The 11,150-nt window shown below is 75.6% G+C and carries 9 protein-coding genes and 1 pseudogene; 4 read left to right on the top strand and 6 right to left on the bottom strand.

The features are described 5' to 3' along the window. The 4 genes and pseudogenes from Q7T52_RS05945 to Q7T52_RS05960 form a co-directional block, all read left to right on the top strand. Positions 1 to 294, top strand: a pseudogene (locus Q7T52_RS05945) (hypothetical protein); the annotation flags it as partial. A gap of 79 nt (positions 295 to 373) precedes the next feature. After that, positions 374 to 1,480 (top strand): hypothetical protein, encoded by a 1,107-nt coding sequence (locus Q7T52_RS05950; RefSeq protein WP_304800349.1) that lies wholly within the window; start codon positions 374 to 376, stop codon positions 1,478 to 1,480. Further along, positions 1,477 to 2,439 (top strand): ABC transporter ATP-binding protein, encoded by a 963-nt coding sequence (locus Q7T52_RS05955; RefSeq protein ID WP_304800351.1) that lies wholly within the window; start codon positions 1,477 to 1,479, stop codon positions 2,437 to 2,439. Before Q7T52_RS05950 ends, Q7T52_RS05955 begins: the two co-directional genes overlap by 4 nt. Next, positions 2,436 to 3,254: an ABC transporter permease gene (locus tag Q7T52_RS05960; RefSeq protein ID WP_304800353.1), complete on the top strand. Its 819-nt coding sequence runs from the start codon at positions 2,436 to 2,438 to the stop codon at positions 3,252 to 3,254. Before Q7T52_RS05955 ends, Q7T52_RS05960 begins: the two co-directional genes overlap by 4 nt. Before the next feature lie 173 nt (positions 3,255 to 3,427). Here Q7T52_RS05960 and Q7T52_RS05965 read toward each other — a convergent pair whose 3' ends face one another. From Q7T52_RS05965 to Q7T52_RS05990, 6 genes are all read right to left on the bottom strand, one after another. After that, positions 3,428 to 4,231: an alpha/beta fold hydrolase gene (locus Q7T52_RS05965; protein WP_304800355.1), complete on the bottom strand. Its 804-nt coding sequence runs from the start codon at positions 4,229 to 4,231 to the stop codon at positions 3,428 to 3,430. 56 nt (positions 4,232 to 4,287) lie between these two features. Then, complete coding sequence (locus Q7T52_RS05970) at positions 4,288 to 5,439, bottom strand: hypothetical protein (protein ID WP_304800356.1); 1,152 nt, start codon at positions 5,437 to 5,439, stop codon at positions 4,288 to 4,290. Positions 5,440 to 5,491: 52 nt separating this feature from the next. After that, a complete protein-coding gene (gene aroF / locus Q7T52_RS05975) occupies positions 5,492 to 6,538 on the bottom strand; it encodes a 3-deoxy-7-phosphoheptulonate synthase (RefSeq protein WP_304800358.1) in 1,047 nt (348 codons plus the stop codon). A gap of 369 nt (positions 6,539 to 6,907) precedes the next feature. Beyond that, a complete protein-coding gene (locus Q7T52_RS05980; RefSeq protein ID WP_304800360.1) occupies positions 6,908 to 7,834 on the bottom strand; it encodes a DMT family transporter in 927 nt (308 codons plus the stop codon). A 36-nt stretch (positions 7,835 to 7,870) separates the two neighbouring features. After that, on the bottom strand, positions 7,871 to 10,855 hold the full coding sequence (locus tag Q7T52_RS05985; RefSeq protein WP_304800362.1) for an FtsX-like permease family protein: 2,985 nt from the start codon (positions 10,853 to 10,855) through the stop codon (positions 7,871 to 7,873). Next, positions 10,852 to 11,150 (bottom strand): hypothetical protein (locus tag Q7T52_RS05990; protein ID WP_304800364.1); only part of this gene is annotated, 299 nt, incomplete at its 5' end. The genes Q7T52_RS05985 and Q7T52_RS05990, both read right to left, overlap by 4 nt.

Below are 11,150 nucleotides of genomic sequence, written 5' to 3' on the forward strand. Positions count from 1 at the left end.
GACGCCCTCCCCGCCGACCCGCCCGTGCCGGCGTCCTACGCCCGGCCCGCCCCGGCCGCGCCCCCCGGCGCGTTCGGGCCCACCGCCGTACGCCCGCGCGAGGACGTGACGCCGACGCCCGCGTCCACGCCTGCACCGACGTCTGCCCCTCCGTCTGCCCCTCCGTCTGCACCGTCGTCGGAGCCGGGGCGGACCCCGGCGCCGACCTCGCCGCTGCTCGCCGTGGTGCTCGTGCTCCTCGTCCTGGCCGGGACGTTCGGCGCGGCGTTCGGCGTCGTCCAGCTCGTCCGCTGACCCGGGCCGACAACCGGGCCGGCAATCGGGCTGGGAGCCGGGCTGGGAGCCGGGCCGTACCGTCGGTGTGGTGACGCCCGTGAGCCGATGGTCCGTCGTGGCGGCGGTCGTGCTCGCCGTCGCGGCCATCCCGGTCGTGCCGCGGCTGCTGCCGGTGGACGACACCGACGTCTCCGCGGCCGAGCTGCTCGCCGGGGTGCAGGGCTCGGCCGATGTCGGCCACTCCGGGTACGCCGAGACCGAGGGCGCCGTGCAGCTGCCGGTCGGTGACGACCTGGGCGACGTGGGGGAGCTGCTCGCGGGCACCACCCGGCTGCGCGTGTGGTGGCAGGACGCCGATGCCTGGCGGGTCGACCGGCTGCTGCTCTCGGGCGAGGTCGACCTGGTCCACGACGGCCCGGTCACCGTCGCCTACGACTACGAGGACGCCCAGGCCGTCGTCACCGAGGACCCCGTGCTCCGGTTGCCGCGCGCCTCCGACCTCCTGCCGCCGACCCTGGCCCGCACGGCCCTCGAGGACGCCTCGCCCGACGACGTCAGCCGGATCGACCCGCGGCGCGTCGCCGGCATCGACGCCCCCGGGATCCGCTACGAGCCGTCCTCGGACCGGACGACCGTCGAGCGGGTCGACGTCTGGGTCGACCCGGGCTCGGGGCTGCCGCTGCGGATCGAGGTGCGGGCGTCCGGCCCCGACGCGAGCGGCTCGCCCGACGTCGTCTCGGCCTTCGAGGAGGTCGAGGTCGAGCGTCCTGGCGACGACCGCGTCGGGTTCCAGCCCGCCGCCGGCGTCGACGTCGACCGCGCCCGCACCCTCGACATCGCCGACGCGGCCGGGCGCTACGCACCGTTCCTGGTGCCGCCGACCCTCGCCGGGCTCGATCGCCGCAGCGACGACGCGGCTGCGGCCGGCGTCTACGGCGCCGGGGTCACCCGCTTCATCGCGGTGCCGCTGCGCGGACGTGAGGCCGACCCGCTGCGCGAGCAGCTGCGCGCTGCGCCCGACGCGACGCTCGGACGGCGTCGTACGGTCGTCGCCGACGGTGCGCTCACCGTCCTGCTCACCGGGTCGGCCGGCGACGACCGCGCGGCCTGGCTCGTCGCGGGGACGGTGACGCCCGAGGTCCTCGAGGAGGCGGCGCGGGCGCTGCTCGAGCTCGACTTCGTCGACCGGGACGGCGACCGGTGACGGGCGACCCGGGGAGCGACGTCGCGATCTCGACGACCGGTCTGACGAAGTACTACGGCCGGTTCCTCGCGGTCGACGGCCTCGACCTCGAGGTGCGGACGGGCGACGTCTACGGCTTCCTGGGCGCCAACGGCTCGGGCAAGACGACGACGGTCCGGATGCTGCTCGGGCTCGTGCTGCCCACGTCGGGCACCGCCCGGGTGCTCGGCCGGCCGATGCCGGGCTCGGGACGCGACGTGCTGCCCGAGGTGGGCTCCATGATCGAGGCGCCGGCGGCCTACCCCCAGCTGTCCGGGCGCGCCAACCTCTCGCTGTTCGACGCGATGGGGCGCGGGTCGCGACGGCGGGGGAGGGCCGGCCGGGTCGACGACGCGCTCGACCGGGTCGGGCTCGGCGGGGTCGACGACCGGCCGGTGCGCGCCTACTCCCTCGGCATGCGGCAGCGCCTCGGGCTGGCCAACGCGCTGATCCGCCGGCCCCGGCTGCTCGTGCTCGACGAGCCGACCAACGGCCTCGACCCGCAGGGCATCCGCGACATCCGGGCCCTGCTGCTCGAGCTCAACGTCGCCGGGACGACCGTGTTCGTCTCCAGCCACCTGCTGCTCGAGATCGAGCAGATGTGCACCCGGGTCGGCGTGCTCGACCGCGGCCGGCTCGTGCTCCAGGAGCACCTCGACGACCTGCGCGCCCCGACCGGCCGGGTCGTGCTGCGCACCCGCGACGTCGCCGACGCGCGCCGTCTCCTCGACAGCCGGATCGACGAGGCCGACGGCGACCGGATCGTCGTACGCCGTGCGGACCCGGCCGCCCTCGCCGCCGAGCTGGTGCGCGCCGGCATCGGGATCGACGAGCTGGTCGCCGAGCGGCGCTCGCTCGAGGAGATCGTGCTCGCCGCGACCAGCGCCGGCAGCGACACGTTCGCGCGGCCGGACCGTCCCGCGTCGGGGGTGGTCGCGTGATCGGGGTCGAGCTGCGCAAGCTGCTGCGGAGCCGCCGGACCTGGGCCACGATCCTCCTCGTCGACGCGCTGCCCACGCTGGTCGGCGTGCTGCTCGCCGTCACCGACCTCGGCCCGCGGCCGGGCGAGGGACCGGCGTTCCTGTCGGCCGTGCTCACCGACGGCACGCTCTTCCCCCTGGCGGCGCTGGCGATCGTGCTGCCGCTGTTCCTGCCGATCGCGGTGGCCATCACCGCGGGCGAGGCGGTGGCGGGCGAGGCGTCGGCGGGCACGCTGCGCTACGTGCTGGTGCGACCGGTGAGCCGGCTGCGGTTCCTGGTGGCCAAGCTGGTCGCCGTCGTGGTCTTCGTCGTGCTGACGGTGCTCGTCGTCGCGGCCACCGCGTACGTCCTCGGCCTGGTGCTGCTCGGCGACGAGTCCGTCACCGCCACCGGTGCGACGAGCGTCTCGGGCTCGTCGCTCTCGACGCCCGAGCTGGTGGCGCGCACGTTCCTGGCGCTGGGCTACGCGATCCTCTGCATGCTCGGCGTCGCCTCCATCGCGCTGTTCCTGTCCACCGCGGTGCAGTCGTCGCTCGGTGCCGCGCTCGGCACCATGGCCGTCTTCGTCGGCTCGGCGGTGCTGCTGACGCTCGACGCCTCCGACGCGATCCGCGACTTCCTGCCCACGCGCTACTGGCTGGCGTTCGTCGACCTCTTCCGCGACCCCATCCTGTGGACCGACCTGCGGTCCGGGGTGCTGCTCCAGGTCGCCTACGTCGCGGTGTTCTTCACCGCGGCGTGGGCGAACTTCGCCACGAAGGACATCGCCGACTGAGGGTGTGTGGTCGTGGAACTCGGGCTGGCGACCACGTGGAGATTCACCGCCTCAGCGGTGAAACTCCTCCTTCTCGGACGAAGTTTCGGCGCAGAAGGAGGAGATTCACCGCCTCAGCGGAGGTTTTCCACGTGGCCCTGGACCCCCCGCCCCACGCCACCGCAGCCACGCACTCAGCAGGCGGCGTCGACCGAGGACCCGTCACCCGCAGGGTCGCCGAGGAAGTCCTCGACGACCTCGAGCGTGACCGGGTCGCGCGGGATGTCGCCGTGGGACACGGCGACGTCGCTGCCGCAGAGCTCCTGGACGCTCAGCGAGGTGGCGCCTTCGAGCACCGCGGAACTGGGGGGCACGACGGTCTCGTCGGTCTCGGTCCACCACGACAGCCACCGCGGGCCGGCGGGCGTCTCGTCGCCGCGGTTGAGGCCGCGCAGCAGGTCGCTGTCGGGATCGAGCTGGCGGCAGGCCTCGGCGCAGGCGCCGCCACCGACGCTGGTGGCCAGCGCCGCGAGGTCGGTGCCGTGGTGGGGCGAGGCGATCGTGACGACCCGGCGGACCTTGTCGGCGCCACCGAGCGCGGCGACGTAGTAGCGCACGACGACGCCGCCCGCCGAGTAGCCGACGAGGTCGACCGACGCGGCCCCGGTGCGCTCGAGCGTCTCGTCGACCCGGTCGGCGAGGAGCTGCGCCGAGTCGCGCAGGTCGCCCATGCCGTCGCCGGCGGCCTCGACCACCTCGGCGTCGGGGAGGGCGGTGGCCAGGGTCTCGAGCGCGGTCGTCGAGCCGCCGTACCCCGGCACGAGCAGGACCGGCCCGCGCTCGGCCTGGTCGACCGACGGGCGGTCGTCGACGACCCGCTCGGCCACCGCGCGGGAGCCGACCACGACGAGCACCGCGACGACGAGGCCGAGGCCCACGAGGTGGAGACGCCGCCGCGCGGGGGAGAGTCGGCCCAGCCAGCCCGGCCACGTGGTCACGGCACCACGCTACGAGCGGGCTCCTACTGTCCGGCTGCTGCCCGGCTGCTGCCCGGCTACTGCTCGGCGGGGGTGCCGACGAGCTCGACGGAGCTGATCGCGGTGAAGTTGCGACCCTGGGGACCCCGGGCCGGCGGGCTCACCGCGACGATGCGCAGCTGGATGGACGCGGTGACGACGTCGACCGGGATGGTCTGCACCTGGCGCGACCGGCCCAGGGTCTGGGACACGACGCTGCCGTCCTCGAAGATCCACTCGACGGCCAAGATGCGCCGGTTGGCGGTGTAGCCGTCGTAGCCCGGGTCGGTCTTGGCGTAGCCGTTGAGCAGCCCCACGCTGGTGAGGCGGGTCGACCGGGCCAGGTCGAAGCCGATCGTGGCCCCGGTGGCGTCGCCCGGGGTGCGCCAGGCGGTGTCGTCCTGGCCGTCGAGCATGTTGACGGCCTCGTAGCGGACCGCGTTGCCGTTGACGTCGCGGCTCGGCGGGGCGACCGAGGGTGCGTAGGCCGTGGCCAGGCGGGCCACGTCCTCGGGCTCGCCCTCGCCCGGTACGTCGGGGCTCGGGACGACCGGCGTGGTCGGCGTCTGGTCGTCGGACGGCGTGCCGGAGTCGGCGGTCGAGCCGCCGTCGGTGGCCGTGCTGACCGGCCCCGGGGCCGGGTCGTCCGCCTCGTCGTCGTCGTCATCGCCGCCGCCGACGAGGAGGAACACCCCGACCGAGGCGACCAGCAGCAGCGCGACCGCGACGAGGACCCAGGGCAGGACGCCGCGCCGCTCGCGGTGGCTCCGTGTGCTGGTGTCGGCCGTCGCCCACGCCAGCCCGCCGGCCACTCCGCCAGCGGAGCCGTCGGACGGGCCGGACGTGGCGGGCGTGACGGAGGTGACCGGGGCGGCGGGCTCGTCGGCGTACATCGGGTAGCGCGCCTGCGGGGGCGTCTCCCACACCGGGGGCGGTGCGGCGGCGCGTGGTGGCGCCGTCGGACCCCACGGTGACTGGGTCGGCTCGGAGAGCTGGGTCGGCGGGGACGTGGACGGGGGGTCGTCGGGCGGGGCGGGGACCGCCGGGCGCTCGGCCGTGCCGGCCCGCCACTCCTCGGCGGTCCCACCGGCCGCGCCACCGGCCGCGGAGCCCTCGTCGCGCAGCTGCCCGCAGTTGACGCAGTAGCGACCGATCCCGAGCGTGTGGCCGCAGCGCGCGCACTGGTCCATCGGTCCGGTCCCTCCTGGCTGGTTCTCGGGGGTCACCCTAACCAGAGCGCCCTCAGCCGAGTCCTACCCGCTCGTGGGAGGCGACCCGGCCCACCATGGCGGGCAGCCGGCGACAGGCCTGCGCCAGCTCGCGCAGCTCCGTGCCGAGCAGGGCTTGCGGTCCGTCGCAGAGCGCGGTCTCGGGGTCGGGGTGGACGTCGACGATGATGCCGTCGGCGCCGACCGCGATCGCGGCCCGCGACAGGGGTACGACGAGGTCCTTGCGGCCCGCCGCGTGCGACGGGTCGACGATGATCGGCAGGTGGCTGGTCGCCTGGACGACCGGGACCGCGCTGATGTCGAGGGTGTTGCGGGTCGACGGCTCGAAGGTGCGGATGCCGCGCTCGCACAGGACGACGTCGAGGTTGCCGCGCTGGGCGATGTACTCCGCCGCCATCAGCCACTCCTCGATCGTCGCGGTCATGCCGCGCTTGAGCAGGACCGGCTTGCCCGAGTCGCCCGCGGCCTGCAGCAGGCCGAAGTTGGCCATGTTGCGGGTGCCGATCTGGAGCATGTCGGCGTGCTCGGAGACGATCGGCACGTCGCGCGCGTCGACGACCTCGGTCACGACGGGCATCCCGGTCGCCGCGCTCACGTCGGCGAGGATCTCCAGGCCCTTCACGCCCAGGCCCTGGAAGGCGTACGGCGACGTGCGCGGCTTGTAGGCGCCGCCCCGCAGGATCGTGGCGCCGGCCGACTGCGCCATCCGGGCCGCCTCGAGCGTCTGCTCGGGCGACTCGACCGCGCACGGCCCGGCCATGAAGGTGAACGTGTCGGGGCCGATCGGCACCCGGCGGTTGCCCTCGCCGCCACGACCCACCCAGACGGTGGAGCGCTCGGCGTGGTGCTGCCGGCTGACGAGCTTGTAGGGGTCGGAGATCCGGTGGACGTCGGCGACGCCCTGCAGGGTGCGCAGGTTGAGGCCGTGGAAGGACTCGAGGTCGCCGACCAGCCCGATGATGGTGCGGACGACGCCCTTGCTGACGAAGGCCTCCCCGCCGACGGACTCGACCTTCTCGACGACGTGCGCGACGTCCTCGTCGGTGGCGTCCGGGGACATGACGACGACCATGGTGGTTCCTCAGTTTCTGTGTGGTGCCCCGGCGGCCCGACCCGCCGGCATGACAAACGCCCCGGGCCGTGGGCCGGGGCGTTGGTGGGTGCGGGCGCGTCTAGGAACGAGCCTGCACGGGAGCTCCCGGCAGGTGTCCAAAGAAATAGGTGCGCGCCACGGGGACGACTGTAGACGTTCGGCGGCGTCGGGGCCGACGGGCGCCAGTCCGTGGACGGGGTGGCTGGTCGGGTGGCCGGTGGCGGGGTCGTGTGCCTGAGCACGGTCTCGGGACCATCAGGAGGCACACGACCCACGCCCAGCCAACACCCAGACCCACACTCAGACCCACCCGCAGACCCAGCCACAGACCCGCCCTCACACCGCGAGGTGCTGGACGTCCCCCGGGTCCGGGCCCTGCGCCGTGCGCCGCGGCCCGGCCTCGACCACCACCATCGCGGTCACGACCATGGCCCCGCCGGCGAGCAGCCGCCAGGTGACGGACTCGCCGCCGAGCCCGACGGCGAACGTCGCGGCGAAGACGGGTTCCATGCTCATCACGATCGCCGCCCGCGTCGGGGCCAGGTGGGCCTGGGCCCAGGTCTGGGCGATCAGGGCGGCGGCGCCGGCGACGACGGCCATGTAGACGATCGACACCCAGTCCGCGGTCGTGGCCGGCAGCACCACGCCGTCGGGGACGGTCGCGACGAGGCAGATGACGGCGATGACGAGCAGCTGCAGGATCGAGAGCCCGAGCGCGTCGTCGACCGTCGACCACGCGCCCAGCGCCACGATGTGCAGGGCGTAGAGCACCGCCGCCACCAGCGTGATCGCCTCGCCGTAGCCGATCGCGAGGCCGTCGAGCGTCAGGGTGCCGAGCCCGGTCGTCGCGAGGGCGACGGCGCCCCAGGTCCAGGCGGTCAGCCGGGTGCGGAGCAGCACGGCGGCGAGCAGCGGCGTCGCGACGACGTAGAGCCCGGTCACGAAGCCGGAGACGCTCGCCGCGGTGTGCGCGAGCCCGGCGGTCTGCAGGATCTGCGCGACGCCGTAGAGGCCGCCGACCACGATCCCGCGCCGGCGCGCGAGCGGTGAGAGCCGGCCGATGGCGCGGGGCGCGACCACCAGCATCACGACGCCGGCGACGAGGAACCGCACCGCCAGGAAGTCGAGGGTCGGCACCCGGTCGAGCAGGTCCTTGATGAGGATGAAGGTCGAGCCCCACACCGCGGTCATGGCCAGCAGGGCGAGCGTGGCGAGGGTGGCCGTCGAGGGGGTACGCCGGGTGGTGAGGCGGTCGGACGGCACGGCCCAGCGTGGCAGCGTCGGGGCCGCCGGGTCGATTCAGCGGGCGTCCTCCCGCAGCGTCGCTCCGCGAGCACCTCGTACGACGGCACCCGCGCCGAGGGTCGCGACGACGAGCAGCACCGCGGCCACCCCGCCGGCGAGGACGAGCAGCCCGCCACCGTCGAGCCGGGGGAGCACCCGCGGCGTCGTGGGGTCGTCGACGAGCCCGAGCGTGAGTGACCGCAGCAGCACCACCTGGGCCAGCAGCCCGGCGCCCAGCCCGGCCAGCGCGGCCGCGCCGAGCGCGACCACGGACTCCCAGAACGAGGCCAGCACGACCGTCCGGCGTCGTACGCCGACCACGCGGAGGGCCGCGGCGTCACGGCGCCGGGCCGGGAGCTGCACGGCCGAGCTGACCAGAAGCCCGCCGAGCGCCATCAGCAGCAGCACCGCACCCACCACGCCGTAGAGCCGCAGCGCCTGGGCGTAGGCGCCGTCGTCGAGGGTGCTGCGGGTGCCGGCCAGCGTGGCGGTGCGGGTCAGGCCGGCGTCGGTGAGCGCCCGGCGCACGGAGTCGGGGGCGTCGGAGCGCAGCAGCACCGACGACGACACCAGTGCCGGGTCGGCCTGGTAGCGCGTCAGGAAGGTCGGCAGGTCGGCCATCAGTCCCGACGGCCCCACGAACGGCAGGCTCTCGCCACGGGCCCTGGTCGTGACGGGCACGGTCGTGCCGGGGAAGGTCAGCTCGCCGCCCCCGTCGGAGGCGTCGAGCCCCACGACGACGGGCACCGGCTCGGCGGCCACCGCCGGCACCAGGTCGACATCGGGCTCGACGACGAGCGCGCCACCCTCGACCGGGGCCGGTGCGGCGTCCTCCTCGTCAGGAGCCACCCTCCACCCCGGGTCGGTCAGCCCAGCCCCCGACGGCGTCCCGTCGACCGTGAGGTCGGAGAGCCGGACCGAGCTGTCGCCCTCGACCCGGATCTCGCGCACCTCGCAGGTGTCCCGGCACGCGTCGGTCGTGGCGGTGGCCGTGGACGGCTCGGACGTGAAGGGGCCGAGCCGGACGAAGTCGAGGCCGGGCCCGCCGTTGGCGACCGACAGGACCACGGAGACCGGCCCGGAGGAGCCGGACGACCCGGACGACCCGGACGTCGACCCCGTCACTCCCACCTCGTCACCCGTGAGCCGGAGCAGCGGCGCGGAGGGCGCGACCAGGGCGGCGGCCGCAGCGGCGTCCCGTCCGTCGAGCCACTGGTCGGACCAGGCGCCGACCCGGCCGAGGCGCTCGGCGTCGACGAGGACCACGGGGTCGGCGTCCGGCGAGCTGACCGCGGCGGTGCTCATCGCCCAGCGGCCGTCGGGGTCGACGTCGCGGGCCAGCCGGAACGTCGCCTGCGGCTCGAGCGGCGAGGTCCACACCTCGTCGGCCGGGGTGGTGGTGGCGGCGACGCTGCCACGCCACCGGTCCGCGACCCCGCTCACCCCGGTGGCGAAGACGGCGACCGCGATCGCGGCGGCGACGGGCAGGATCACCAGCGTGCCCTCGGCGCGCCGGGCCAGCGCCCGGGCGGCGACGAAGACCGACAGCGGGCCGTCGACCCCGCGCCGGGTCCACCACCCGGCGGCGGCCGCGGTCGCCCGCGTCACCAGCAGCCCGGTCGCGACGGCGGTGACCACCGGCAGCATCAGCTCGGTCACGCCGAGCCCGTCGGCGTCGGTCCCGAGGCGGGCCAGGGGGAGCGCGGCGGCGAGCACGACGACCACCGCCTCGACGAGCACGCCGGTGCGGCGCCCGTCGCCGGCCGCGGCAGGACGGCGTACGCCGGCGACCCGGGCGCCCAGCGTCTCGCGCAGGCTCCGGCCGACGACGAGGGCCGCGACGCCGGCGATCGCGGCGACCACGAGCAGGGCCCCGACCCACGACCCGGCCGGCAGGACGACGACGGTTCCTGACCGCAACCAGGACGCGGAGAGCGCACGCGTGGCGGCGTACCCCGCCAGCACGCCGAGCGGCGCCGCGAGCACCACGAGGAACCACGGCTCGGCCAGGCCGAGCAGCCAGGTACGCCGGGTCCCGACGCCACGGAGGGTCGCCAGCGCCAGCTCCGGCGCGCGCAGCTCGGCCGCGGCCGCGACCAGCCGGAGGATCACCGCCAGGGCGAGCAGGGCCAGGGAGGCGACGGCGGGGGTCATCGTGGCCCGGGCGGCGTCGCGCTGGGCCCTCACGTCGACGAGCACCGAGGCCAGCGAGTTGGCCTCGGAGCCGCCGACGAGCCGGCCGCCGCCGGGCAGGTCGCGCTCGGCGGTCCGCAGTCCCTCGACGTCCGTGACGAGCGTGTCGAGGTCGTCGTCGGCGAAGCGCTCGGGCACCACCAGCCGGCTGTCGAGCTGGACGTTCCACAGCCCGCGCGGGAGGGACTCCAGGGTCTCCTGGGTGACGATGATCGCGCCCTTGCGCGAGGCCGTCGCGCCGGTCGGCGGGCGGCTCGCGAGCCGGCCCGGCAGCAGCCAGTCGTCGGAGTCGTCGGGGGTCCGGTAGGAGCCGACGACGACGGGGTTGCCGAGGCCCGGCGTGGGGGTGCGCTCGCCCAGCCGCAGGCCGCCGATGTTGTCCTCGTTGATGAGGACCTCGTCGGTCGTCTCGGGGCAGCGGCCCTCGATCTCGAGGAGCTCGCAGGCGCCGTCGCGACCGACGAAGGTGAACTCCGCCAGGTCGCCGCCGCGATAGACCGGACCGACGACGTAGGTCACCTCGGGCGGGCCGTACGACGCGGGCAGCTCGGCCGTCACGGCCGCCGCCGCCCGCTCGCCCAGGTCGGCCAGGGTCCCCCGGCGGCCGGGCGTCGCGCCGAACGTCAGGGCGGTCTGCGGTGCGGGCGTCTCGGCGACGCGCGTCAGCGTGTACGACGCCGTGACGGCGTCCTGGAAGGCCGGGCCCAGCACGGTGCCCCCGACCGCGACCACCATCAGCACGAGCGTGGCGCCCGACAGCAGGGCGCGCGACCGCACGCCGCGCAGCAGGAGCACGAGGATCGTCACGTCGTCTCCTCCACCTCGTGGAGCAGGGTGCGCGGCTCGCTGCGACGGGTCCCGAGCCTGCGGACGCCGGCCGCACCGGCGGCGACGACCAGTGCCGCGCCGACCGCGACGACGACAGCGGTGACGACCGGCGTGGTCGGCGACGTCGCCGCAGCGAGCGAGGGCAGGCTCGAGCCGGTGGGGACGAGCCCGGTGCCGTCGACGACGGTGCGGACGGCGACCGCGTCGCCCAGCAGGACACCGGCAGCGACGGCCCCGCCGAGGACGGCGGCCTCGACCAGGGCGGTGGCCCGCC

Origin of the sequence: Nocardioides sp. (assembly GCF_030655615.1) — a bacterium.
Lineage (GTDB): Bacteria > Actinomycetota > Actinomycetes > Propionibacteriales > Nocardioidaceae > Nocardioides.